This is a genomic window from Deltaproteobacteria bacterium, assembly GCA_003194485.1.
Lineage (GTDB): Bacteria > Desulfobacterota > Dissulfuribacteria > Dissulfuribacterales > UBA3076 > UBA3076.
On sequence record PQXD01000003.1, the window covers coordinates 30,567 to 56,185 of the forward strand.

The window sequence follows — 25,619 nt, forward strand, 5'->3', positions numbered from 1 at the left end:
CTGATCTCTTTCTTTAATTGACGAAACTGCTCAAGCCTGATAATCTCTCTGTCATCCATACTGAAGCCTCCTGTTTGAGATTTTATTTGGTTGGTGCCTATATATATCTTAACAGGAGGTTTCTTTTTTGGTAGTCTATTTCTTTTCTGATATATATGATATGCTTTTGAGGTATATTCTCTATCTGAGTTAATATATAACGTAATTGACTAAATTGAATAACTCTGATGCGAGATTTTCAAGAAAGTGTCCATGGACGGTGGATTTGGAAAATATGGCGACACCAGGCGGACAGAGTCAAGGGATCTGTGGGACTTCGTAAAATTTGTTGAATTATCATAGATAGAAGGAGGCGGAACGGGGAGTTCCAGGTGGAGACCTGATTAAGAAGGAATCGAGACAGAATTTTTCCCCTTGACCTTACGTATTTTCATTGTTTTTGATCTGGGGTCTGGCCAAGCCAATTAGCTGATACTGGAAGAAACGGTCGTAATCTGTGCTGATTACGGCCTTAAACGGCCTTTCTGGGGCTGAAAATACTCTCTTAAGAAAGCGGTAGGATATTCTCTATGAGCCTAACTGATCATTGCTTTGGTTCTCAGTTTTAAAAGGAAAACCGGGGGACAATTCTTCAAAGTGAGGGAAGTGTGAATACCCAAGACTGGAAGTGGCTGACAACGCAGAGGGAAGGACAGTTCTTTGAACGGAAGTGCTGTTGTGATCGCTCAGGCAAACGACCAAAGCGCAGAGATGCTCGAAGCGTAGCCCGCGATGTTTCCAAGACCCTTGCGGCCATGGCCGATGCCGATGGTGGGACCCTGGCATTAGGGATAGAAAATAGACGGCACACCCAGCGGCGTGGATTATCCGCAAGATCGCTTCATGGCTATCTCCTATCGGGAAATAGGTATCGGGGAGGATGCAGCATGAAAACCAAAGAAGAAATACTGAAAATTCTCAGTCACGAGATACCTTTTCTTAGGACTAAATATGGCGTGGTAAGTTGCGGTCTATTTGGCTCGTATTCAGGGGGGCAGCCAACCCTGAAAAGCGATATAGATCTGCTTGTCGAACTTAGAAGACCTGTTGGCTTTTTCAAATTTATTGAGCTTGAGGATTATCTTTCAGAAAAGCTCGGGACTAAAGTCGATCTTGTGACAGAAGATGCCTTAAAGCCCTTTATAAAACCTTACGTGATGGAGACAATAGCTTATGTCTGAGAGACGCAAAAGTGTTTTGCCATTTATCAGGGACAATTTCCCTCGCAAATTCTCTTCTAATGAGAGATCCAATTCTCCATTTTTAGGCCTGGTATACGCTCAAATTCCCTAACATTATCCGTAACCAATACTGCATCCAGCGCCAATGCATGAGCAGCGATCAGAAGATCGTTGGCCCCGATAAGAGTTCCTTTTTTCTTGAGATGCGCACGAATCATTCCATATTCAGGTGCGGCCTGTTCCGGCCAGTCCAATACAGTCACATACTCGAGAAATTCATTTAACGCAGCCTCGTTATGTTCGCGCTTCCTGGACAGTCTGATTCCATACCACAGTTCCGCCAGCACGATACTCGATATCCCAGTTTCTCCGATTGGGATTTTCAAGAGTTTTGCCTTTACTTCTTCAGGGCGCTTCTTGATAATGGCAATACAAACGTTTGTATCCAGCAGGTACTTCATCAAAACCCCTCACGTTCTTCAGGCAATAAATCTTCAATATGATCTGGAAAGTCATCACTAAAAGGCTTTCCTCTGGCAAAATATTGATCCCAAGACTTTGGCTTGGGTGTGAGGACTATACGATCTCCTTCCCGCTCAACAAAAACTTCGTTGGTATTAAAACGGAACTTCTTTGGAATACGGACGGCCTGACTCCTTCCGCTCACAAACACCTTTGCTGTTGTTTTTTCCATGTATATAAATCCTTTTCAGTCCTAGATTGATAAGATTGATATATGACAATAATATATCCCATAATGAGCATATTGCAAAGATATATACCAAGTCTTTCGTTCAGGAACATCAGAGAAGAAAAAGAGACGGGCGAATAATACTCTTAACAAGCCACATTTAAGAATGCGCCGGTTTCCGGCTTTATTGAATTACCAGGAGCAAAGGAAACGGTGTCATAATCTGTGCTGATTACGGCCTTAAATGGCCTTTTGGGGGCCGAAAACACCCTCTTAAGAAAAAAGCGGTAGGATATTCTTTATGAGCCTAACCGATCATTCCTTTTCCGGTTATTGCCCCTAACGAGGTCTTATGTCTCCACGTCCATGATAGGGGTTTCTCGCCGAAAATAAAGAGAAGCGTTAAATATGCTTGACACTTATTGAGGAATATCGTAAAGTATATTGTACGAAAATAGTCATAAATCGTTCAGTACGGTTGACATAAGGGAATGTTAGATCTAAGCGAATTTTTCAGCATCCAGGCAAGCTTGCTCGGCCGGGTTTCCCGGTCACACAGTCGCTTTCTCAGGGAAAATGTTGACTGGAACAGCCGCCTGCTGGGCATTGTCGGAGCCAGGGGGACAGGGAAGACAACCTTACTCCTTCAGCATCTGGCCGAGGCCGAACAAGACCAGCGCCTTTTGTATGTTTCTGCCGACCATATCCGGCTGCAAGCAAGCGGCCTTTATGAAATCGCCTCCCATTTCTTCCGCCTTGGCGGAGAGACTATTATGATAGATGAGATCCACAAATACGCCAACTGGTCGCAGGAAGTAAAGAATCTGTACGACTCCTTCCCAACCGCAAAGATATTTTTTTCAGGAAGTTCCACTCTTGCTCTGCAAAAAGGAAAAGCAGACCTTTCCAGGCGGGCTGTCTTTTACAACCTTCCAGGGCTTTCTTTTCGTGAATATCTATCCTTTGCCCATGGATTGGAATTTCAGGCGGTTTCCCTGCCGGAACTCTTACAAAACCATACGATAGTAGCCTCGAAACTTTTGAAGGCAGGGCCGATCCTTGGACACTTCAATGACTATCTCGATCACGGGGTCTATCCCTTCTTCCTGGAGGGGATAGATGACTATCTTCCCAGGCTTTTGAACGTCCTGGAGAAAGTGCTCTATGAAGATATTCCGGCAGCCATAGCCATTAAGACGGCAAATGTGCCCGTGCTGAAACGCATGTTATGGCTGGTAGCGACATCGCAGCCGTTCACACCTAATATTGAAAGAATGTCCAGGAACCTGAAAATCTCTAAGGAATACGTTTATAACTATCTCGATTCCCTGGAGCGAGCCGAACTACTTTCCGGATTTTTTTCCTCGGAGACAGGCTACCGACTCGTGCGAAAGCCTTCTAAGATATATATGGAAAACACGAACCTGCTAAGGGGGGTGGCCGGACAACTTGGCGGAAAGGATCAGGCAGGCACTGCGCGCGAAACCTTTTTTGCCCATCAACTGAAAAGCGCAGGCGCGAATGTCCGCATCCCGAGCCGTGGCGATTTCCTGGTGGAAGGGAAATATCTGTTTGAAATCGGCGGAAGAACCAAGGGGAAAAGTCAGGTTAAGGATGCTGATAATGGTTTTGTGGTGAGGGATGAAATTGAAGTCGGTTTCGGCAACGTAATTCCATTGTGGCTGTTCGGATTCCTGTATTGAGTGAAAAGAGAACCAAGGGACGATCTTTGGTTTTACAGTTTCTAAGTATTTTAGAGCCGGTTCATGATGGCAAGAAGGTCGAAGATAGATGAAGATTGTGAGGAATTGAGCGTTGTGGTGGATCCATGGAACCTCAAACTGAAACCTGCAAAACTGAAGGGAGTCCCCCTGGACAATGAGTTTTGATGAAAAGCTGGTCACTACGATGACAAGAGGATCAGCCTCGACCTGGACGATGGCGTGAAAGTCAACTATGGCAAATTCGGGGATCTCCTGGCGGAAGTGAAAGTCGTGACAGGGAAGAAAGCAGAGTAAACCACGAATGACACGAATAAGAAAACCTTGAATGGAATGCCGTTATCATCTAAAGCCGATGCGGCTTTCCGACAGGCAGCAAAGAAAATAATCCAACGCGCCAGACAAACCGGTACTCCGGTTGTCATCTGGGAACAAGGCCATATCAAAGAGATCCCTGGCGAAGAGTTTGAGATAGCAACGGCAGCAATGGAGCTGCGAGAACCCAGACCCTGAACCATTCTCTAAATTATTCGTGTAATTCGTGGTTTCGTTTAGTCGGTGGTGTGAATTACTGTAGGTAGAAGGAGGAGAAGCGGATAGTTCTAAGCAGAGACCTGATTAAGAAGGGATTGAGGCGGTTTATGGATGAAAATAGAAATTAGAAATTGGACATTGGTTCTATACCCGGACAAGCCGGGACCAGACGTTTCCTTATTCCCATTTTTCTTATCTCCTTGTCAATGAGTAGCGTTACGGGCGAAAGAGGCTTATCCCCCTATTATTCTGTTGTTTTCCAACATAATCTATCTTTAATCACAGATATCAATACGAAAAAAGTACTAATTTTTTCGTATTTTTGCTTTTTTTTCGCCCTGCCTGATCTGTTTTGACGGGACAGAAAAGGCGCTATGAAGATGGAGGATTCCAGGTCTGTTTCCTGCTTGACAGCCAGGATTATGTGGTACACACTTTTGTTAAACTTTGTACGCATAAGGAAGTATATGGGACTGAGGGGAGTTATAGTATTTGACGGCAGCGCGCTTATTTTATTGGCAAAATGCTGATTGCTGGAGATTGTGCGCGGGCTGTTTGATGCTGTTGTGGCGGAAGCCGTAATGGATGAAGTGGCCTCACAGGATCTGGTCAGGGCCTATCCTGATGCCGCCCTGATTTCCAGGCTGGCATCAGAAGGGGCAATAAAGTCATGACCCCACACCATGTCCGGATGTGGCGACCTTGCCCCTGTCGCTTCACAGGGGGAAAGAGATGCCCTGCTGCTGGCTGCTGGACAGAACAGGGCAGTGCTTGCCACGGATGACGGCAAGGCCATCAAGGCCGCAAGATTCCTTGGCCTGCCTTTTATAATCACTCCTGGAATCGTCGTGGAACTGTTCAGACTGGGGAAAATATCGTTTAAAAAAGGCACGTGAATCCCTTGAAAAACTTGGCCGGATCGGTAGATATTCACCCGAGATCGTCGCTGGTCAAACATCTTCCTTACGTTCTCCGCTCAGTCGAAAAAAAAATGACCCATCAGTTCTTCAGGAGAGAAAACTTTCTTCAACTCTCTTAATGCAGGTTGCCCCCTTTTGCCCTTCTTCTTCCTCACGAACTTGTACTTGACCCACTGGATAAACCCTTCATCTCCAACAATGCCGCTTCCTTTTCCCAACTCCAACGGATTGTCCAAGTCTTGCATCAAGCCCCTGGCCACAAACGTACCGTATTTTTTCCTGCCTTTAGAATTGTCCCCACCCATGTAATCCAGTACAAAACCATAGTTGACAAAATCCTGCCTTTTTCTCAGCCATGACACTCAGCCAGCTAAAAACCAAAAAAGCTGTTGTTGAGACAGGGCTTAAATTATTGGTTCAAATTAAAAAACAAGAACGGATCAAAAGCTTACGTGGAAAATTGAAATGGGATGGTGACCTTGATGCAATGAGGTTAGACCAGTGATTTCGGTCGACTCATCCGTATGGGTCAATTATTTCAACGGTATTTCCACATGGCAAACAGACCTTCTTGACAATTACCTTTCAAATGTACCCGTCGTCATCGGTGATTTAATTCTCACAGAGGTCCTTCAGGGTTTCAGATCTAATAAAGATTACGAAATAGCCAAGAACTTCCTCAGTGGTCTTCCGTTTCGTCAAATCGGTGGATGCAACGTCGCCATTAAAAGTGCCCAAAATTACCGACTCCTTCGAAAAGGGTGATAAGAAATTGCTTTTTAGTCGGCCAGAGGCACGAAATATGCTGTTCCTGTCAAGGCATAGGAGACAGCATATATGCACTGGGCAGACGAAGCAGCGGCTTATCATCCGCGCAGGACTCATGAGTCAGCATTATGGCAGCTTCTGAACGAACATTTTCATCATTTTGTAGCAGAATAATATCTTTTAGCCTTTTCCTGCAGGGAACGCTGGTTCTGTCCCTCATGTTAACGGTCCTCAAAAAACGCGCATATTTGGTGAAAAGCGCATTTGGCCACCGTTTGTGTATGCGGAAAACGAACTTTGTTGAGTATTGATAAATTTTCGGTGGGCATGTACTCGTGGTGCGGCCAAAACGCCTGTCTGCGCCTGCCTGTGCGTGGCCGCACGCAGACATGTGCGACGCACAGGCAGGCATGATGTTGGTAACCAAGACGGAACCAAGAAAAAACCAAGGCAAAAAATACTCAGTCAACAAAATGAGGAAAATGGCTTTCGATGTCTACCCGATATGCCCGCAGCATGATTCTTCCATCCGGCTGGATGTTTAGCCAGCCCTCCACCTGGACTTGTGTATTATTTTCCCATGCCTCAAGGAATTCAAAAAGGGAGACCTTGTCGCTGAACATTGGGGTCCAGACCGGAATGTGTCTCTGATTCTCCGAGTCTTTCATGACTACCATTGCCAGCTTCTTGTCTGACTTTTTATCAAAGCGAACTACCTTGCCTTTTAGTCTGAATCTGGCCATGTCCTCTCCTTATTGTCATGAAAGAGATAACCGATAGCAAACATTTATTGGGTCAATCCGAATCTCTCAACGATTTTTGGGGAATGATTTCGCCCCATAATAGTTCTTGAGCCAGAGGTAAAAAGTCGGCGTTCTCTCGCCGTCGGCACCTTCAGGTTCAGCATGGTAAGGTGAATTTGTCAAGGCTGCGTAACGGAGTGGAGCACCCGAAGGGCTTGGCCTTGACGGATTCAACGTCCATGCTATCAGCATTTTTTCATACATCGAATGCCTTTTCTGACATCATTTTTCTCATGGTGGGCGACCTTGGTATTCCAGCGCAGATCCCGGCCTGTTTTATAACCATGTGAAATGATGCTATCCCCTGAAACGATGGTATATACAAGGAAATGGACGTTTGGGAAATCCGGATATAGCCACTTTTTTAACCCATGGGTGGGTCAATTTTCAGTTGCCATTTCGAGACGTTCTAAGCTGAGACCTGATTAAGAAGGGATTGAGACTGCTTGGCAGATGTGAAAAATACATTGATTTTTTACGCTTGACTTTAAAACAAAGGTAATTACAATAATTACAAAATAAGTAATAATTCAAGGAGCAATAACCATGGAAAAACGGATACGTGCAAGGGATATTAAATTGATCCCTATTGGAAATTCAAAAGGAGTTCGCATACCCAAGGTACTCCTTCAAAAATATGGCCTTAATAATTCCCTTTTGCTTGAAGAAACAGATAGGGGACTGCTTCTTCGAAAGAAAGATGAAAATAAACTTTCTTGGGAGGATACATATAAAGCCATGGCTGATGAAAAAGAAGATTGGGGCGATTTTGATACAACGCTTCTTGACGGATTGGAGGATGAAGGCTTTGGATATTAAAAGATATGAAATATATTTCGCTGATCTCAATCCCACTATAGGAAGCGAAATTAAAAAAGTACGTCCCGTTGTCATAATTAGCCAAGATGAAATGAATAAATATCTAGAAACCGTTGTCATATGTCCCTTAACCTCAAGGCTGCATCCACAATGGAGAACCCGCCTTCAGATAAAATGCTCGAATAAAAATGCTGAAATAGCAGTTGACCAAATACGCACTATCAGCAAACTACGATTAAAAAATAAAATTAATAAGTTATCAGAGACCGAAGCTGCTCAATTACGTATGCTGATAACTGATATGTATGGCGAATAGCCTTCCTTTTATCTTTTCTGAAACCCGTCTATCCTTCAACCCCCTGAATCAAATGTGGCACTGATCACTTCTCATGCCGGACAGGATTTAAGGGATTTTGTTTGTTGTCGACCCCGCCCCTGCCACTTTTGCTGTATCTAAGGAGAGGTTCTTCCCCTAAAGAGAGGAATCGGGCTTTTTGCCTTTCTCAGGGAGTACGTCTACGTGCCCTTCGCCTTGCATCTTCGGCAAACTTGGCTGCTGCATAATCTGAGTCTATGTCGTCATGTATAGGGAGGAGGGGATTGACAAACCAGCTGGCAGGCAGGAAAATCATCCATGTCTCATGGGTGATGGAGACATAGGCAGGCCTATGCTATGAAAGATAACTTCGCAGAACACCTTAAAGAGAAAGTCGTGTTGGGGGACGGCGCCTTTGGGACCTATCTCTTTGAAAAAGGAGTGGACCTCGCAAAGAATACCGATTTGCTCAACATCAGCGATCCGGACCTGGTCTATTCCATTCATGAAGAATACATCCGGGCCGGGAGCGAGCTCATTGAGACCAACACCTTTGGCGCCAATCGTTTCAAAATGCTCAAGGTCGGCCGGGAGCACAGGGTGCGGGAAATCAACCTCAGGGGGGCTGAGCTGGCATGCCGGGCTGCAGGAGATGAAATCTTTGTGGCCGGATCCATCGGCCCTACAGGTGTAAAGTTCCCGCTTGAGAGTGATGAGACTGAATCCGGCACGGTGCAGAAGGCCTTTGTCGAACAGATGACTGCCCTGCTTGAAGGCGGGGTGGATCTTTTCATTATCGAGACCTTTACCTACCTGGACGAGCTGCTTTTGGCCATTGAAGCAGCAAAAAAGATTGCGCCCGATATCCCGGTTGTGGCCCAGATGGTCTACCCGTTCAACGGGCGGACAGCCATCGGCCTGGACGCCCTGGCCTGCGGAAGGGCGACAGCCGCTGCAGGAGCCACAGTCGTTGGCACCAATTGCGGACGGGGAGTCAAGGCCATGCTATCGGCAGTTGAGCGGCTGTCTTCCCTCAAAGATGAAGTTTTCCTTTCGGCGTTCCCCAATGCCGGGCTCCCTGAAGTCGTGGAACACCGCATGGTATATTCGACACCGCCGTCCTATATGGCTGAGAAGGTGACAGAAATGGTCAAGCTCGGGGTCAGGTTGATCGGCGGATGCTGCGGCACTACGCCGGACCATATCCGTGAATTCAGAAAGCACCTCCGCCTCAAGAGACACAAAGCCGTATCGGTCGCAGCCGCTGTTGAAAAATCCTCTGATTTGCCCGAAGACAGAAAGGACTCGATCGGCAGGGGCGGAATGATCGAGAGCCTGAGACCAGGCCGCATCCCTGTGCTTGTGGAAGTGGATCCTCCCAGGCATCTGGATATAGAAGGAATTCTCACGGGCGCACGTGCCCTGGTCGAGGCCGGTGCAGATGCCATCACCCTTGCCGAACATCCCCTGGCCGTTCTCCGGGCGGACAATCTGTCTCTCGCGCACAGGATAAGGGAGGAAACCGGGATCCAGACAGTGCTGCACCTGACTTGCCGGGATCGCAATGCCTTGGGTCTCCAGGCACAGATCATGGGAGCCCACATCCTCGGGCTGGAAGCCATTCTGGCTGTCACCGGAGATCCGGCCACATCCACGGATCAGCCCGGAGTAAGCGGCGTGTTTGATGTCCGCTCCTTTGGCCTGGTGCAGATGATAAGCCGGTTCAACCGTGGACTGAACATGGCAGGTGCCTCAATGAAAAAGCGGACCAATTTTTCTATTGGTGTGGCCTTCAGCTATCACCCTGCAAATCCTGATCTGCAAATCAGCAGATTGGAACGAAAGGTCGATCTGGGTGCACATTTTGCAATGACTCAGCCGATTTTTGACCGGGATGTCGTGGAATCCATGATGGAACAGACGCAACACCTGGACCTCTTGATTTTCACAGGTATTTTTCCTCTGATATCCGCCAGGAATGCGGACTTTCTGCACAACGAAATCCCGGGTATTTCAATTCCCACGGAGGTTCGAAAGCATCTGTGGAAGTACGAAAAGGTCGAGGACCAGCGCAAGGCGGCCCTGGACCTCACCAGAAAGCTGATTGCCGACATCACTCCGTTCGCTGACGGACTCTATCTGATCAGTCCTCTCAACAAATGGGAGATCCCGCTGACGCTGGTCAAGGAAGTAAGGGCCTCCGGGCACTGACACAGGGGCGCCGCTCCCGGCTTGAAACTTGAAATTAGAAATTAGAACGAAACAAAAGCATGAAGGCCAAATTTCCAATTTCTATTTTCCAATTTCCAATCTCAACCTTCCGTGAACGTTTACTCTGTCTATGTGCAGCACACAGGCGGTCCATGAAATTGAAACAGCACCGCAAATGAGGTATTATCAACAAAAGATTGCGGTTATCTTGGTAACTCTGATTAAACCACTACCTGCTGAAAGCAGGTAGATTTCTTATACGACTGAAAGTCTAACATGGTTCAATCTTTAGTCATTAGCAATAGTGAAGGCCTCTTTAGGGCTCGCCTTTTCTTGGCTTGCAATATAAGCGGCTATCATTTTTTCTGTAACATTCCCAACTGTTGCACAAAAATAGCCGCGAGCCCAAAGATGCCTTCCCCAATATCTCTTACGCAAATGCGGAAATTCTTGCTGAATCAGTCGAGAACTTCGTCCTTTCACATATTGAACTATCTTGCTCGGAGCAAGTTCTGGAGGACATGAAACATGCAGATGAACATGATCCCTGCTAACATGACCATTAAGAATTGTAATATTGCGGGCCTCACAAGTCTGACGGATTATCTCCCTGGTTCTAAAAGCCACTTCTCCTTTCAAAACATGATAACGATATTTCGTAACCCATACGAAATGATACTGGATATCATAGATCGTGTGAGGCCCCTTGCGATATTCTTTGCTTATGGCGATAACCTCCCATGAGCAAGTTTACCACGATCCCTTAACTGCTGAAGCCTTTCGCCTGAAAGGCGAAGGTTTTAGACCTGGCGCATGGAAAAATAAATGTATGGGAAAAGGCCGGTCTTGTTAAAATCCGAGGGGCAAAAGGTCCATTCGTCATCCGGGATTTCATCTCTTGTCTCACTGGTCAGGCTGACTATCAGGCGCAAGAATCTCTTTGGGCCCGGGACAAGGGTAGTAGTTGCGGTTTCAGGCGGGCCGGATTCGGTCTGCCTGCTGCACATCCTGTATTTATTGAGCAGCCGGTGGAGGCTCGGCCTTGAAGTAGCCCATTTTGAGCACGGCCTCAGGGGCCGGGAATCCAGAGACGATGCCCGTTTTGTCGAGAAGCTGGCTCGCGATTTCGGGCTTGGTTTCTCCCTCGAGCACGGCAATGTCAGGGCCTTTGCCAGCAGAGAAGGCACAGGAATTCAGGAGGCCGCCCGGATCCTCAGGTATGAATTTCTGGAACGTGTGCGCTCCGATACCGGGAGCACACATATTGCCACGGCACATACCGCTGACGACCAGGCAGAAGAAGTGCTGCTGCGGTTAATCAGAGGTGCAGGCCTTCCGGGACTCAGCGGAATTCCGTGGGTGAGAGACAGCCACATAGTACGTCCGCTGCTGGGTGTAACCAGGCAGCAGATACTGGATCATCTCAAAGCTCATGGCATCCCGTTCGTAACAGATCGATCCAATAACAGCAGGGCGTATCTGCGCAATCGCATTCGCAGAGACCTTCTGCCGCTTCTATGCGAGAGCTTCAACCCGGCGATCGTGCGTACTGTCAATCGTACGGCAGAGATGCTGGCAGAAGACCACCTGTTATTAGAGAATATCGCAGAAAAGGCATATCGGGATTCATTGTCATATCCCGGCCTGGATGGAGAACCGGCCTTCAGTGTAAAAAAGATTAAAAGGCATCCGGGGCCGATTCGCCGCAGGATTTACAGAATGGCTCTGAGGAACTTAAAGCTGTTCAACGGCAGGGTGACAGCCGCTCATCTCTTGGCGATGGATAAGTTAGCCGTTGCGTCTAAAGACCCTTGCGCCTCATGCAGGCTGCCAGGAGGTGTACTGGCCTGCAGGTGCTATGATGAGCTTTTTATTTCTGCCGGCGGCCGGGAAGAACGGTTTTTTAATTCGAATAACAGGGAGCGTTCTATAAGAGTTACCGGGCCTGGACGTTGGCCTGCTCCTCATGGAAAGGGATACGTTGAAATTTCGCTCTCGGATGTCACTGATAACTACAGGTCCCGAAATCGAAGGGACTATTTCAGCCCGCTGTGGTTAAATCCTGAGGCCGTCGGTTTCCCTCTGGATCTCAGGACAAGAAGGCCCGGAGAAATTTTTTGGCCCCTGGGCGCCAGGGGACCTTTTAAGCTCAAGAAATTCCTGATCTCAAGCAAGGTCCCCAAAGGGATCAGGGATTCTTTGCCATTGCTCGCCAGAGGAAAGGAGGTAGTGGCAATAGTGGGGGTTGAAATAGCTCATCCATACAGGCTTCTCCAGACGAGCAAAAGGGCGCTCTCACTTCAGTGGATAAAGTGAGGGCTCATATAAAATAATTATTGTATTAATTGCGTTATTTTGATTTATTATAATTTTTGATTTATGTTTAAATGATATTTTAAACGATATAAAGAATATCATAAGCGGAGGAAATTTTTGAATACCTTTTACAGGAACCTGAGCCTGTGGCTTGTTATCGGCCTTGTGATGGTCTTTATATTCAATCTCTTTAACGAGCCCCAAAAATCAATACAGGAGATCCCATACAGCGACTTTTTGAAACAAGTTGAAAAAGGTGAGGTGACCGGTGTTGCCATCCAGGGAGATAGACTTGAGGGTATGCTTGAGAGCCAGACATCTTTTTTTACCATAATACCCGCACAGGACCCGGATATGATGCGCCTGTTGAAAGAAAAAGGCATTACCATCCAGGTAAAACCTGTCAAGGAAACTCCCTGGTATCTTACATTGCTGATTTCCTGGTTTCCGATGTTGCTCCTCATTGGTGTATGGATTTTCTTTATGAGACAGATGCAGACAGGAGGTGGCCGTGCCCTGTCCTTTGGCCGCAGCAAGGCAAAGATTGTTACCGATCAGAATACCAAGGTCACATTTAAAGATGTGGCAGGAATAGAAGAGGCCAAGGAGGAGCTGGAGGAAGTAATCGATTTTCTGAAAGATCCCAAGAAGTTCACCCGTCTCGGAGGCAGAATTCCAAAGGGTGTATTGCTGATCGGGTCGCCCGGTACGGGGAAGACCCTTCTGGCCCGGGCCATAGCCGGAGAGGCGGATGTGCCGTTTTTCAATATCAGCGGGTCTGACTTTGTTGAAATGTTTGTCGGTGTGGGTGCTTCCAGGGTAAGAGACCTTTTTGTCCAGGCAAAGAAAAACGCACCATGCATTATCTTCATTGACGAGCTGGATGCAGTGGGACGCCACAGGGGTACCGGGCTGGGAGGCGGACATGACGAAAGGGAACAGACATTAAATCAGCTTCTGGTGGAGATGGACGGTTTTGAGAGCACCGGAGGGATTATTTTGGTTGCAGCCACCAACAGGCCTGACGTACTGGACCCCGCCCTGTTGAGACCCGGCCGCTTCGATCGACAGATAGTTGTCCCCGTACCCGATCTCAAGGGACGTGAAAATATATTGAAGGTACACGTGAACGGCGTTCCGCTCGGACCCGATGTCGAACTGGCATTAATTGCCAGGGGCACGCCAGGGTTCTCCGGAGCCGATCTTGAAAATCTTGTAAACGAGGCGGCCCTTCTTGCAGCCAGAGAAAGCAAAGAGACCGTCAGCATGGCTGACTTTGAGAAGGCCAAAGACAAGGTGCTCATGGGCACCGAGAGAAAAAGCCTTATCATTTCGGATGAGGAAAAGCGCGTAACTGCCTACCATGAAGCAGGACACACACTGGTGGCAAAGATTCTCCCCGGCACCGACCCGATTCACAAGGTGACCATTATACCGAGGGGCCGTACCCTCGGGCTCACCCAGCAGCTTCCTGAGGATGAGCGCCATAGCTATCCAAGGTCGTATCTTCTCAACAACCTTGCAATTCTCATGGGGGGCAGGGTGGCAGAAGAGCTGATAATGAATGAATTTACCACCGGGGCCGGGAATGACATTGAAAGGGCCTCGCATCTGGCGAGAAAGATGGTCTGTGAGTGGGGTATGAGTGACGGGCTTGGTCCGATAGCATTCGGCAGGAAGGAAGAACACCCGTTTCTCGGCAGGGACTTCAGCCAGGTTAAAGACTACAGCGAAGAAACCGCCAGGAGAATAGACAAAGAGATCCTGAAAATGGTGCATGATTCATACAAACGGGCCAAGTCGATAATTCAAGAGGATATCGATTGCCTTCACGGTATTGCCAACGCCTTATTGGAACATGAGGCCCTTGATGCATCGAGTATCGACCAGATAATGAGTAAGTGCAGAAAAAATACTCGGATCCAAATGGCATCTGCCTGATACTGCAAGGATGTCCCTCCCCGGTTTGGCTATAAAAGGGCATACATTTCACTGGGGTTCTCGTACATATATCATGGGGGTCATAAACGTGACCCCTGATTCATTTTCAGACGGCGGGAAATTCTCTTCCCCGGAAGGGGCTAAGCAGCAGGCCGCCTCCCTGATAGCCGCCGGGGCTGATATCCTGGACATAGGAGGGGAGTCTGCCCGGCCTTTCTCAGAGCCTGTTACCCTGGAAGAAGAATTGCGCCGGGTAATACCTGCCATAAGGGAAATACGGAAAATCAGTGACTGTCCGATATCCGTTGACACCGTGAAGGCCGAGATGGCCGAGGCCGCCCTCAGCGAGGGGGCCGACATTATCAACGATATCAGTGCGCTGCGCTTTGATCCAAGGATGGCCGATGTGGCATCCGCCCTTGAGGCCCCTGTTATACTTATGCACATGAAGGGGACCCCCAGATATATGCAGGTAAACCCCAGCTATGAGGATGTAGTCGGAGAAGTCAAGCTCTTTTTGGAAAAACGCGTGACCTGGGCAAACAGCAAGGGCATACCCAGGGAAAAGATACTGATTGATCCAGGCATCGGGTTTGGGAAAAACTTTCATGACAACCTGGTTTTAATTAATCATTTGCAGGAATTTACCGAGTTAGGAGTGCCGGTCGTGGTGGGTGTATCGCGCAAGGCATTTCTGGGGACAATAACAGGGATAAAAGAGGCGGAAGAGCGTGACGTGGCCACTCTGGGTGCGGTAGCGGCGTCATCCATGAGAGGGGCGGACCTGGTAAGGGTCCATAATGTTGCCCTCACCAGGCAGGTGCTCCAGGTAGTTGATGCTATCTGCAGAGAGAGTCTTTAATGAAATAAATGTTGAATTTCGAATTTAATAAAGGGGGGTAACCTTAATTCAAAATGTAAATATTCGGTGAACCCGTTATATCCTGCCTTGAAGCGGTTACCTTTTTCCGGGTTTCAAAGCTCACTCATCGCGGACCGGAGAGGCAGTGCAATCCGGCCCGCGATCGAAACCCTGCAAAAGGCAAACCGCTCCTGCGGCAGGGCGCGGATGGCAACCGTTCACAGGAAGGGGATATTTCTTTGAACAGTTTATAACGGAAGCCCCCGTAGTTTTCTCGGCTTTTGCTGTGGGGGAAACTGCATCGCCTTAAGCGCAGCGTAGGGCGAATGCAGAGGGGGCAGGACATCCCCCATGTCAAAAGCCTTAAGAAAACAAGGGGCTGAAGTGTGAAGTGAAAAGAAATATCCCCTGCCAGTGAACGGTTACGTAGGGTCACGGGTTCAGCGAATATTTACTTCAAAATTCAACATTATCTATAAAAAAATATACATCTGGAATATTTTGAGCGAAATCCCGTTCCAGGACCCTTTACAGTGTAATCTTTAATGTTCAATAATCTCATCTCATATATACCAATAATTCGATGGCAGGATGTAGTAGACATTTTAGTGGTCTCCTACATCATATACCGTGTCATCCTTCTTATCAGAGGGACACGGGCTGTACAGATGGCGGCAGGGCTGGCTGTTATTATAGTGATTTACTTTGCAGCCGGAGAGTTGAAACTCTTCACCCTGCACTGGCTGCTGGGAACCGTCCTTAGTTCCCTGTTTCTACTCATCATTATAATATTTCAGGACGATATCCGAAGAGCGCTGGCCCAGATGGGCCAGACACCTTTCCCGAAGTTCCGGGTCAAGACCTTTCAGGCCCTTGAAGAGATTGCAAAGGCAGTCTCTACTTTAATAAAGAGCCGTACAGGTGCCTTGATAGTACTTGAGAGGGATGTAGGCCTAAACGACTATCTTGAATCAGGAGTGGTAATTGACGGGCAGGTAACTCGTGCCTTGCTCTGCACAATATTTGACAAGGGATCCCGGTTGCATGACGGCGCAGTGATTATCCAGAAAGGCAGGCTTTCAGTGGCTGGGTGCGTGCTGCCCTTGAGCATGAATCCGAACATCAGTAAGCGCCTGGGCACAAGACACAGGGCGGCCATAGGCATAACCGAGCAAACTGATGCTGTGGCAGTGGTGGTTTCCGAAGAGACCGGCAGTCTCTCTGTGGCCATTGCCGGGAAAATCACCAGAGACATAGATCCCGATACGCTCAGACGTATCCTGCATAACACCTTTGCAGGTGAAGAGACTGAAAAACCATGGTGGCGAAGGAGGATAGCTTAGTCTGTGCACCGGCGAGGTCTTTTTCGTAAAGATTGGGTCCCCAAGCTCCTCTCATTGGCATTTGCTTTGCTGCTTTGGTTCTTTGTGGTTGGAGGGGAAAAGGCCGAGGTAAGCGTCTCCATTCCGCTTGAAGTAGTAAACATACCCGCAGGCCTGGTAATAGCAAACGATATTCCTTCCAATATTAATGTGAGGGTCTATGGCCCCCGCAGCCTGATTCGTACCATGGCTGCCAAGGGTATTTTGAAGGTAATTGATCTTAAAGACGCAACACCGGGCAAAATCACTGTCCATATATCACCCGATAGCCTTTCTTTGCCCGGTGCGGTCAGGGCGCTCAGGATACAGCCCAGCAATGTTGAAATAATGCTGGAGCCTCTCGTGTTAAGTGATTTTCCAGTAAAACCGGTTCTAAAAGGTACGGCTGCCAAATATTACAAAGTGCTGGACGCGTATGTAACCCCTCCGAGGGTAGTCCTTTCAGGGCCTGAAAGTGTAATAAAGGCCATGAAAGAAGTAAAGACATTCCCAGTGGATATTGAAGGGGCTTCGGATGAGATTACCAGGAAGGTAGGCCTGGATCTTCAGGGACTTAATGTGTCGCTCGAAGAAAAGGCAACATATAAAGTCACTGTACGTATAGTGCCTGTCCATGGGATAAGGCGCATCACTCATATACCGGTGTACATTGAAAACAACGAAGCAGGCGCTTCATGGTGGCCCAGAATAGTAAGTGTGACTTTACGGGGATCCTTACTGGATCTCAGAGAAATCGAGGCCAAAGATATACATGTAAGGATTTCGATAAAGGGTCTTGGGCCCGGCATCCACTCGTTGGAGCCTGAATGCATTGTCCCTGAAGGATTCACATTAATGGAAATAACGCCTCGAAATATCAAAGTGAATATTCCCAAGGGCTCGCAAATAAATAAGTGAAATGTAAACCGCTTCAAGGCAGGATATAACGGGTCACCGAATATTTACTGTTAAATGTCGAATTATAGAAGGAATCCAGGAGGTCATCAAATGCGCAAGTTGTTCGGCACAGACGGCATTCGCGGGATGGCTAACATCCATCCCATGACTACTGATATTGCCATGAAGATCGGCCGTGCCGTAGCCTATATGTTTAGAAATCGTCGCGGGCGCCATCCCAGGATACTTATAGGGAAGGACACCCGGTTGTCGTGCTATATGCTGGAGAATGCGCTTGCAGCCGGAATATGTTCAATGGGAGTGGATGTTTTGCTGCTGGGGCCCATGCCTACTCCGGCCATTGCATTTCTTACCGCCAATATGAGAGCTGATGCCGGGGTAGTTATATCAGCGTCCCATAATCCCTTTCAGGATAATGGGATAAAACTCTTTTCGGGTGAGGGCTTTAAATTGCCCGATGAATTAGAGGAACGAATAGAGGAACTGATGGATTCTGAGGCCCTGATAAAATCCCAGCCGACAGGACAGAATGTCGGCAAGGCCTTCCGCATTGACGATGCCCCCGGCAGGTACATAGTATTTCTGAAAAATACGTTTCCAAAGGATCTTGCCCTGGATGGCGTTAAGGTCGTGCTGGACTGTGCACATGGTGCGACCTACAAGGTGGCTCCTGCTGTTTTTGAAGAGCTTGGGGCCGATGTAATCAGATTGGGAGTGAGCCCGAACGGCACCAATATTAACTACAGGTGCGGAGCCATTTATCCTGAACTCATACAGAAGGCCGTGGGCGAGCACAACGCCGATATCGGGATCGCTCTTGACGGTGATGGTGATCGTGTAATAGTAGTTGACGAAAAGGGTTCAGTGGTCAATGGAGATCACCTTATGGCAATATGCGCCTATGATATGATTGACAGGGGCAGACTCAACTTTAATACCGTAGTGGCGACGGTTATGAGCAATATAGGACTTGAGGTCGCCCTGGAGAATAAAGGCGGGCGTCTGGTCAGAACGCAGGTTGGTGACCGCTACGTAGTGGAGACCATGAGGAGGACAGGTTACAACTTCGGTGGTGAGCAGTCAGGACACCTGATATTCCTGGATCATATAACTACAGGAGATGGCATCCTGGCTGCCCTGCAGCTTCTGGCTATCATGCAAAGGAAAGAAAGGCCCCTTTCAGGACTTGCCGACATAATGGATTCCTTTCCCCAGGTACTACATAATGTCCGCGTGCGGGAAAAGAAGAACGTGGATGAAATTGCCGGTCTCAAGGAACTCAAGGACCAGTTAGAGAAAGATCTTAAACGCAGAGGCAGAATACTTGTCAGGGCCTCCGGCACTGAGCCGGTTATACGCATAATGGTTGAAGGTGAAAAAGAGGAGCAGATTCACGCCATAGCCCTGACGATGGGTAATCATATTAAGTCGGTCTTCGGTATTTAGTATTCCTGACAGGCCCTCAGTCTCAGTCCGCCTTTTGCCTGATAAAGGCAGGGATGTCCAATTCACTGTCGTCCAGCTTGTCAAGGCCCTCAAAGTTTGATATCTGTTTTCTCGGCCTTTTTTTCAGGCCTGATTCCAATATGTGATTCATTTGGATGCAGGTCGTCGGATCACGATCCGGTTTCACAGTTTTATTCTTTTTCTTTATGGATTCTATGTGCTTTTCAAGGGATGGAGCAACAGTCCCTATGCCGGTGGCTATGACTGTTATCCTGATCTCTTCGTCTATGCCGTCGTCAAATACGGTACCGAGGATGATATTGGCGTCCTCATGGGCCTCGTCACGAATCAAGGATGATGACTGCTCCACCTCCTCCATACTCAGGGTAGAACTGCTTGCAGTGATATTGATCAGTATGCCCCTGGCTCCGCTTATGGAGATGTCTTCGAGCAATGGATTGGCTATGGCCATTTGTACTGCCTCCAGTGCCCTGCGCGATCCCCTGGCAACACCGGTACCCATGAGGGCCATCCCCATTTCAGCCGTGACAGTGCGAACATCCGCAAAATCCACGTTTATATATCCCTTCAGGACTATGAGGTCTGAAATACCTCTTACTGCATAGTAGAGGACCTCGTCTGCCTTTCGGAACATCTCGAGTATCGGGGTGTTAGGCTGTGCAAGACTTCTGAGACGGTCGTTTGGTATGGTTATTATGGTATCTACAACATCTTTTAATTCTTTTATCCCTTCTTCTGCAACTTGCGTCCTGCGATTTCCTTCAAAGGAAAAAGGTTTTGTCACTACCGCTACTGTAAGGGCGCCGATTTCCTTACTGATTTCGGCAATGACGGGGGCCCCTCCGGTGCCGGTGCCTCCGCCCATGCCGGCAGTGATGAAGACCATATCGCTTCCTTCCAGCATTGCCCGGATATCGTCTACGCTCTCTTCTGCGGCCTCCCTGCCGATTTCAGGTTTTGCCCCTGCTCCGAGTCCCCTGGTGAGCCCTTTACCCAGTTGAATCTTATTAGAGGCCAAAGACATTTCAAGGGCCTGGGAATCCGTATTTGCAGCCACAAATTCAACCCCCTTGAGTTCGGAGGCTATCATGTTGTTAATAGCGTTTCCGCCTCCGCCTCCGACTCCTATTGCCTTTATCTTTGCACTGAGGTTTGGTTCTATAAACTCAAACGACATATGTTTGGTCCTCCAACTGATATTTAAATCTTGAACCATGACTTCATGCGAAGGGTTACCCGATTGAATATGTTTCCATCCCTTATCCGGAATTTCTTTCTGGGTTGACTTTCCATGCCGAAGAGCACAAGACCCACGGCAGTAGCGAACATGGGTCCGTTGACCACGTCCACCAGGCCGGAGATCCGTTGCGGAAAACCGATTCTCGTCGGCAACTGGAATACCTGGTCTGCGATCTCGGCAATTCCGGGCAGCAGGGCAGAGCCTCCGGTTATAACAACTCCTCCGGCCAATAGTTCTTTAAGTCCCGTCCGTTCCATTTCCTGGTCAATCAGTGTAAAAATCTCCTCCACCCTGGGCTCAAGTATCTCAGACAATATGTGTCTGGACAGAAGCCTGGGTTTGCGCCCTCCCACACTGGGGACTTCTATCATCTGGTCTTTATCCACAAGGGAACTGAGGCAACTGCCGTGACGTGTCTTTATTTGTTCGGCCTCCTTGACAGGCGTCCTTAACCCGACTGCTATGTCATTAGTAAGGTTGTTACCGCCAAGTCCCAGCACCGCCGTGTGTTTTATTGCACCATCAGTAAACAGGGCAAGATCCGTGGTGCCGCCCCCGAAGTCCACAAGGGCCACCCCGAGGTCCTTTTCTTCCTGGGTTAGGACGGCCTCGGCCGAGGCAAGGGGCTGAAAAACTATGTCAACTACATCGAGTCCCGCCCTGTTTGCGCACTTGATAAGGTTCTGGGCAGCCGTAACCGCTCCTGTTACTATATGTACCTTGGCTTCCAGCCTTACCCCGGTCATACCGACAGGATCCAGGATCCCTCTCTGCTCATCCACCATATACTCTTGAGGCAGAATATGAATAACCTCCCTGTCGAGGGGTATGGCCACCGCCCTTGCCGCATCTATGACCCTGTCAACGTCCTCCTGGGAGACCTCCTGGCCCTTTACAGCTATCACCCCATGGCTATTGAAGCCTTTTATATGGCCGCCGGCAATGCCGATTAACACAGAGCCTATCTCGCACCCGGCCATGAGCTCCGCCTCTTCCATAGCCCTCCGTATGGAATCAACGGTGTTGTCTATATTGACAACCACTCCCTTCCGGAGACCTACGGAAGGGTGAGTTCCCACGCCTATAATATCAGCACCCTTACTGTTGAATTCACTCACTACCGCACATATTTTAGTGGTGCCGATATCCAGACCGACGATTATGTCACCCGGCCTCTCGACCATTTCCTCTCCTAATCTTTCAGACTGACCAGGGCCTGACCGGGACCGTAGTCCAGTTCAACTTTAGCCACTTTTTTATATTTTCCTGAACTATAAAGTTGATACAGGACTTTTTCCGCCTTACTGAACTGAGAGTTGAGGTCTTCAGTATCAAAGTGAAAAGGAATACCGCTGTCAGCCGTATAGAGTATTAAGGTGTCTTTTCCGGCTATGTGTATCTGGCTTATGTTATTGACACCCAGAGTTCTTGTACCTCTGCCTGCCATGGATATTAATTCCAGGGCCTTTTGGATCTGGTGATCTGGTGATTCGGTGATCTGGTGATTCTCTGTGTACTTCGGATCAATTCCTGTGATGATGGGAAGAGATACGGGCTCTTCCGCAGAAAGTAGTTCATCGATAATCTTACCCTGCTCATCAATCAAATAGATCTTGTCAGAATTCAATAGGGCTACCGGAGTGCGTTCTTTGATCGTGATCATCAAGTGGTCCGGCAGCTCTCTCTCAACTTCAACGGCATTGACCCAGGGATGCGCCTCTATGTTCGTTGCGATTGATTCCAGATCGAGAGACATGAGATTGTCCCGGGCGGTTACACCGCTGATCTGCAAAACCTCCTCTTCTGTGAGATGATTGCAGCCTTTCACCAGGACCTGGCCGACCCTGAAAAGTTCAGACCGACATACCCAATGCCAACACACAAAAAGGCCGGCAAGAACCAGGCATGCCGAGGCCATGGCGATCAACATTTTGGGATGGATAGACCACGATACCGGAAATATCAGACTGGTCCACGGGCCTGATCCATGCATTGAAGACCTGAATTCTGTGGACGTCCTTCTGATCTTCATGTCTCCATACCCCAAACAGACACCTCCGGGACAAGTTTAATGCCAGTCTCTTTTTGTACGCGCTCCCTGATGATTTTTAGCAGATCCACTACCTGTAGAGCACTGGCTTTTCCGCAGTTCACAATAAAGTTTGCATGCCTTTTGGATATCTCGGCATCACCGATTCTAAGACCCTTGAGTCCGCACCGGTCTATGAGCCTTCCTGCTGAATCTCCCGGGGGATTTCTGAAAATACACCCTGCACTCGGTTCTCCTGCAGGCTGGGTGGCCCTCCGTTTGAGCATCACCCTTTTGACACGGCGCCTGATCCGATCGGGATCGGCTTTGCAGAGTTGAATCCTTGCGGCAGAGATAAGGGCCCTGTCCGGAAGCCTTAAGGACCTGTAATCAAATTGCAGTCTATCTCTCCGGAGCCAGCAACTCCCATCAGGGCCTGTAAATTGTACAGCTTCTATTGCTTCTGACATGGAAAACTTGTTAGTGCCTGCGTTCATGGCTATGGCCCCCCCTATACTTGCCGGAATACCCGAAAGATTCTCAAGGCCGGACAGGCCGTTGCGTATGGACCAGGAAACAAAGGAATCCAGCCTGCATCCTGCCCCTACGGACACTGTTTTAAGGAAATGGCCACGGGGGGAGGAATGGATACTGTTCAAAGCTGCAAGGCTCATGACTATCTTCACGCCTTTATCGCTGATCAACAGGTTGCTTCCCCGGCCCAGCACCTTATAGGGTATGGAGCGATTACTGAGGTAAGAAATAGTCTGCTCAAGGGCCTTCAAACTGCCCGGAACCAGGAACAGATGCGCGGGCCCGCCTATCCGGAAGCTTGTAAGTGGTAAAAGAGGAACATCCTCACGTACCTGGAGATCTCTTATTTTTTTCAGATCCTCAGAAAGCAATCGCTGGCTCCTTTGTCTTAAGCATGTCCAGAATTTTCGTTCCTATACGGCCTATAGTGCCGGCACCGAGTGTTATGACCACGTCATCCTCCTGGAGACTTGATATAATTGCCCCGGGAAGGTCCCCGCAGGACTCCACATAATGCACCTGCCTGCCCTGTTTATCCCTGATATTTCTGGCCAGACGTCTTCCACTGACTCCGACTATGGGGGTTTCGCCGGCTGGATAGATCTCTGTCAGCCACAGTTCATCAGCCTCCCCAAAGGCCGTGGTGAAATCGTCCATTAACATCCGGGTCCTGCTGTACCGGTGGGGTTCAAAAAGAACCACGAACCGGCGTTCAGGCCAACATGTCCTGGCAGCCGCGAGTGTGGCCAGTATCTCAGTAGGGTGGTGCGCATAATCATCCACTATTGTTATCCCTTCTGCCTCACCCAGTATCTCAAATCGTCTGCCTACACCTTCATATGACATGAGACCGGTCCGGATCTTGTGAAAGGGTATCTCAAGTTCAAGGCCCAGGGCCATTGCAGCCAGGGAATTTCTTACATGGTGCAGCCCCGGGACCTTGAGTTGTATCCTGCCGAGTTCGGCGTTCTGCCACCAGGCCCTGAAGGATGCTCCCAGGCCTTCGAAGTGTATGTCTCTGGCCTGCAGATCAGACTCGGGTCCTGTCCCGTAAGTCATTACCCGTTTTTTTACTGCCGGGAGCATCTCTCTGAGGCGGGGGTCATCTCCGCAGAGTATGGCAAGGCCATAGAAAGGGATTTTGTCTATGAAGTCCAGAAAACACCGGATTATGGCATTCATGTCTGCATAATAGTCCAGGTGCTCTCTGTCTATATTGGTTACCACGGCTATGCTTGGCGTAAGGCGCAGGAAACTCCCGTCACTCTCATCGGCTTCTGCTATCAGGAACTCGCCCTGTCCCCAACAGGCATTGCTTCCAATACCATTCACCTTTCCCCCTATGATGACCGTCGGATCAAGGCCGGCTGCGCGAAGCACAGAAGAGATCATAGAGGTCGTGCTGGTCTTTCCGTGAGCACCGGCCACTGCTATGCCGAACTTCTTGAGCCGCATCAATTCCGCAAGCATTTCAGCCCTCGGTATGACAGGAATTTGAGAGGAATAGGCCTCCTGGACTTCGGGGTTGCTTTCCCTGACGGCAGAAGAAATCACCACTACATCGGCTCCCTGAATATTTTCAGGGGCATGACCCTTATAGATTATGCCCCCCAGCTTATTGAGACACCTGGTGATTTCAGTCTCACATAAATCAGAACCTGTGATTGTATATCCAAGATTGAGAAGGACCCTTGCAAGTCCGCTCATGCCTATTCCGCCGATTCCCACAAAATGAATATGCTGTTTTTTATACATGACTATGCAGTGTAGAATCTTTCAATGAATTATTCCCTGCTTCAGAACATGAAAGACTATGGCAGGCCATCTTTATCAGCGTGGCGGCTATTTCTGCGGCTGCCATGGGTCTTCCGAGTTTTCGAGCATTTTTCCCCATATTAGCGAGTTTTTCAGGATCCTCAAGCAAGGACTGTATCTCTCCTGCCAGTTTGACAGCACCTATTTCTCCCTCCCGGAAATATTTTGCAGCCCCGGCCACAGACAGTTCTCTGGCATTGGCCTCTTGATGCATATCTGTTGCCGATGGATAGGGAATCAGTATAGAGGGCCTTCCAAGGGCTGTGACCTCGGCCAGCGTACCTGCACCGGCCCGGCAGATAACCAGATCCGCCCAGGAATAGGATTCACCAATATCGGATATAAATGGAGTCACTCTGGCCGGAATGTCTGCGTCCTTGTAAAATTTCTCAATATCCGGCACATCCAGCTTACCGGTTTGGTGGATAATTTCCACATGAAAACCGGATTGCCACAAGACCTGAATGGCCGAACAGACAAGCCGGTTCAGGCATCTGGCACCCTGACTTCCCCCCAGCACCAGGAGCCTGGAATCTGGTGATCTGGTGATCTGGTGATCTGGTGATTGAATAATGTCTTTCCGTATGGGATTTCCGGTGAAAATTACCCTGTTTTTTGGAAAGTATCTGGCAGTTTCCTTGAAGCTCACAAACACGGTCTTTGCAAATCTTGAGGCCAGACGGTTCGTGAGCCCGGGGATGAGATTCTGTTCATGGATGGCAACGGATACCCGCAATATTCTTGCTGCAAGCAGCACGGGCCCGGAGACATATCCCCCTACACCCAATACCACATGAGGCCTGAATGATTTAAGCCACAAAAAGGCCCTGGCAGCGGAGGAGGGAAGCCCGGCCAGAGAGCATATGGTTCCTGCAAGGCCTGAGCCCCTGAGAGGTCTTGTACTCAGGATGCGATAATCCCATTGACGCCCTGAGAGTGCATCTTTTTCCACCGGACGGCCCGTGCCTATCCACAAGACATCCACATGACCGTATATTTCCATGGCTTCAGCCACGGCTATTCCCGGAAACACATGTCCTCCCGTACCACCACCGGCTACGACCAATTTGGTGGTTTGGTGATCCGGGTTGCGGATTACGGATTGCGGATTGCGGATTGCGATGTCCATTTAT

25 protein-coding genes and 1 pseudogene are annotated in these 25,619 nt (G+C 48.7%); 15 read left to right on the forward strand and 11 right to left on the reverse strand.

Annotated elements, in window-relative coordinates; all coding sequences use genetic code 11:
* The first annotated feature begins 926 nt into the window (after positions 1-926).
* The gene (locus tag C4B57_02385) at positions 927-1,220 is read left to right on the forward strand and encodes a hypothetical protein (protein PXF55619.1); all 294 of its coding nucleotides are present in this window, start codon (positions 927-929) and stop codon (positions 1,218-1,220) included.
* A 56-nt stretch (positions 1,221-1,276) separates the two neighbouring features.
* On the opposite strand, the gene C4B57_02390 is transcribed toward C4B57_02385, so the two are convergent.
* Both C4B57_02390 and C4B57_02395 read right to left on the reverse strand, forming a co-directional pair.
* On the reverse strand, positions 1,277-1,681 hold the full coding sequence (locus C4B57_02390) for a VapC toxin family PIN domain ribonuclease (GenBank protein PXF55495.1): 405 nt from the start codon (positions 1,679-1,681) through the stop codon (positions 1,277-1,279).
* On the reverse strand, positions 1,681-1,914 hold the full coding sequence (locus tag C4B57_02395) for an AbrB/MazE/SpoVT family DNA-binding domain-containing protein (GenBank protein PXF55496.1): 234 nt from the start codon (positions 1,912-1,914) through the stop codon (positions 1,681-1,683). The genes C4B57_02390 and C4B57_02395 overlap by 1 nt, the downstream gene beginning before the upstream one ends.
* Before the next feature lie 488 nt (positions 1,915-2,402).
* Between C4B57_02395 and C4B57_02400 the strand changes: the two genes are divergently transcribed.
* From C4B57_02400 to C4B57_02410, 3 genes are all read left to right on the forward strand, one after another.
* The gene (locus C4B57_02400; GenBank protein PXF55497.1) at positions 2,403-3,614 is read left to right on the forward strand and encodes an AAA family ATPase; all 1,212 of its coding nucleotides are present in this window, start codon (positions 2,403-2,405) and stop codon (positions 3,612-3,614) included.
* Positions 3,615-3,965: 351 nt separating this feature from the next.
* A complete protein-coding gene (locus C4B57_02405; GenBank protein ID PXF55498.1) occupies positions 3,966-4,145 on the forward strand; it encodes a hypothetical protein in 180 nt (59 codons plus the stop codon).
* Between the two features lie 704 nt (positions 4,146-4,849).
* The gene (locus tag C4B57_02410; GenBank protein PXF55499.1) at positions 4,850-5,062 is read left to right on the forward strand and encodes a hypothetical protein; all 213 of its coding nucleotides are present in this window, start codon (positions 4,850-4,852) and stop codon (positions 5,060-5,062) included.
* An 80-nt stretch (positions 5,063-5,142) separates the two neighbouring features.
* Here the strand turns inward: C4B57_02410 and C4B57_02415 are convergent, their stop codons facing one another.
* Positions 5,143-5,448: a hypothetical protein gene (locus tag C4B57_02415; GenBank protein ID PXF55500.1), complete on the reverse strand. Its 306-nt coding sequence runs from the start codon at positions 5,446-5,448 to the stop codon at positions 5,143-5,145.
* Here C4B57_02415 and C4B57_02420 point away from each other — a divergent pair.
* Together C4B57_02420 and C4B57_02425 are read left to right on the forward strand one after the other, a co-directional pair.
* The gene (locus C4B57_02420) at positions 5,442-5,591 is read left to right on the forward strand and encodes a DUF2191 domain-containing protein (GenBank protein PXF55501.1); all 150 of its coding nucleotides are present in this window, start codon (positions 5,442-5,444) and stop codon (positions 5,589-5,591) included. The genes C4B57_02415 and C4B57_02420 overlap by 7 nt on opposite strands.
* Positions 5,588-5,845: pseudogene (locus C4B57_02425) on the forward strand (VapC toxin family PIN domain ribonuclease). Before C4B57_02420 ends, C4B57_02425 begins: the two are co-directional and overlap by 4 nt.
* A gap of 470 nt (positions 5,846-6,315) precedes the next feature.
* Here C4B57_02425 and C4B57_02430 read toward each other — a convergent pair.
* Entirely contained in the window at positions 6,316-6,597 is a 282-nt protein-coding gene (locus tag C4B57_02430) for a hypothetical protein (protein PXF55502.1), read from the reverse strand.
* Positions 6,598-7,203: 606 nt separating this feature from the next.
* Between C4B57_02430 and C4B57_02435 the strand changes: the two genes are divergently transcribed.
* The 3 genes from C4B57_02435 to C4B57_02445 all read left to right on the forward strand — a co-directional run bounded on the left by C4B57_02435 (position 7,204) and on the right by C4B57_02445 (position 10,003).
* Entirely contained in the window at positions 7,204-7,476 is a 273-nt protein-coding gene (locus tag C4B57_02435) for an AbrB/MazE/SpoVT family DNA-binding domain-containing protein (GenBank protein PXF55503.1), read from the forward strand.
* The gene (locus C4B57_02440; protein ID PXF55620.1) at positions 7,466-7,792 is read left to right on the forward strand and encodes a type II toxin-antitoxin system PemK/MazF family toxin; all 327 of its coding nucleotides are present in this window, start codon (positions 7,466-7,468) and stop codon (positions 7,790-7,792) included. Before C4B57_02435 ends, C4B57_02440 begins: the two co-directional genes overlap by 11 nt.
* Positions 7,793-8,149: 357 nt before the next feature.
* Positions 8,150-10,003, forward strand: a complete 1,854-nt coding sequence (locus C4B57_02445; protein ID PXF55504.1) for a bifunctional homocysteine S-methyltransferase/methylenetetrahydrofolate reductase — start codon at positions 8,150-8,152, stop codon at positions 10,001-10,003.
* 288 nt (positions 10,004-10,291) lie between these two features.
* Here the strand turns inward: C4B57_02445 and C4B57_02450 are convergent, their stop codons facing one another.
* Complete coding sequence (locus C4B57_02450; GenBank protein PXF55505.1) at positions 10,292-10,729, reverse strand: IS200/IS605 family transposase; 438 nt, start codon at positions 10,727-10,729, stop codon at positions 10,292-10,294.
* A gap of 99 nt (positions 10,730-10,828) precedes the next feature.
* On the opposite strand from C4B57_02450, the gene tilS reads away from it, so the two are divergent.
* The 6 genes from tilS (at position 10,829) to C4B57_02480 (ending at position 18,847) form a co-directional block, all read left to right on the forward strand.
* Positions 10,829-12,319, forward strand: a complete 1,491-nt coding sequence (gene tilS / locus C4B57_02455) for a tRNA lysidine(34) synthetase TilS (protein PXF55506.1) — start codon at positions 10,829-10,831, stop codon at positions 12,317-12,319.
* Between the two features lie 117 nt (positions 12,320-12,436).
* Complete coding sequence (locus tag C4B57_02460) at positions 12,437-14,260, forward strand: cell division protein FtsH (GenBank protein PXF55507.1); 1,824 nt, start codon at positions 12,437-12,439, stop codon at positions 14,258-14,260.
* A gap of 10 nt (positions 14,261-14,270) precedes the next feature.
* Positions 14,271-15,122, forward strand: a complete 852-nt coding sequence (folP, locus tag C4B57_02465; GenBank protein ID PXF55508.1) for a dihydropteroate synthase — start codon at positions 14,271-14,273, stop codon at positions 15,120-15,122.
* Between the two features lie 545 nt (positions 15,123-15,667).
* On the forward strand, positions 15,668-16,465 hold the full coding sequence (locus C4B57_02470) for a TIGR00159 family protein (GenBank protein PXF55509.1): 798 nt from the start codon (positions 15,668-15,670) through the stop codon (positions 16,463-16,465).
* A gap of 3 nt (positions 16,466-16,468) precedes the next feature.
* Positions 16,469-17,401, forward strand: coding sequence for a hypothetical protein (locus C4B57_02475; GenBank protein PXF55510.1), 933 nt, complete (start codon positions 16,469-16,471; stop codon positions 17,399-17,401).
* Between the two features lie 90 nt (positions 17,402-17,491).
* The gene (locus C4B57_02480; GenBank protein ID PXF55511.1) at positions 17,492-18,847 is read left to right on the forward strand and encodes a phosphoglucosamine mutase; all 1,356 of its coding nucleotides are present in this window, start codon (positions 17,492-17,494) and stop codon (positions 18,845-18,847) included.
* Between the two features lie 22 nt (positions 18,848-18,869).
* On the opposite strand, the gene C4B57_02485 is transcribed toward C4B57_02480, so the two are convergent.
* Genes C4B57_02485 through murG form a run of 6 tightly spaced genes read right to left on the reverse strand, consistent with a single transcriptional unit; the run spans position 18,870 to position 25,615 of the window.
* The gene (locus C4B57_02485) at positions 18,870-20,045 is read right to left on the reverse strand and encodes a cell division protein FtsZ (GenBank protein ID PXF55621.1); all 1,176 of its coding nucleotides are present in this window, start codon (positions 20,043-20,045) and stop codon (positions 18,870-18,872) included.
* 23 nt (positions 20,046-20,068) lie between these two features.
* Positions 20,069-21,292 (reverse strand): cell division protein FtsA, encoded by a 1,224-nt coding sequence (gene ftsA, locus C4B57_02490; GenBank protein ID PXF55512.1) that lies wholly within the window; start codon positions 21,290-21,292, stop codon positions 20,069-20,071.
* Between the two features lie 8 nt (positions 21,293-21,300).
* Complete coding sequence (locus C4B57_02495; protein ID PXF55513.1) at positions 21,301-22,140, reverse strand: hypothetical protein; 840 nt, start codon at positions 22,138-22,140, stop codon at positions 21,301-21,303.
* Positions 22,137-23,042, reverse strand: coding sequence for a UDP-N-acetylenolpyruvoylglucosamine reductase (locus C4B57_02500; GenBank protein ID PXF55514.1), 906 nt, complete (start codon positions 23,040-23,042; stop codon positions 22,137-22,139). The genes C4B57_02495 and C4B57_02500 overlap by 4 nt, the downstream gene beginning before the upstream one ends.
* A complete protein-coding gene (locus C4B57_02505) occupies positions 23,032-24,426 on the reverse strand; it encodes a UDP-N-acetylmuramate--L-alanine ligase (protein ID PXF55515.1) in 1,395 nt (464 codons plus the stop codon). The genes C4B57_02500 and C4B57_02505 overlap by 11 nt, the downstream gene beginning before the upstream one ends.
* Complete coding sequence (gene murG / locus C4B57_02510) at positions 24,419-25,615, reverse strand: undecaprenyldiphospho-muramoylpentapeptide beta-N-acetylglucosaminyltransferase (GenBank protein ID PXF55516.1); 1,197 nt, start codon at positions 25,613-25,615, stop codon at positions 24,419-24,421. The genes C4B57_02505 and murG overlap by 8 nt, the downstream gene beginning before the upstream one ends.
* Positions 25,616-25,619: the final 4 nt, after the last annotated feature.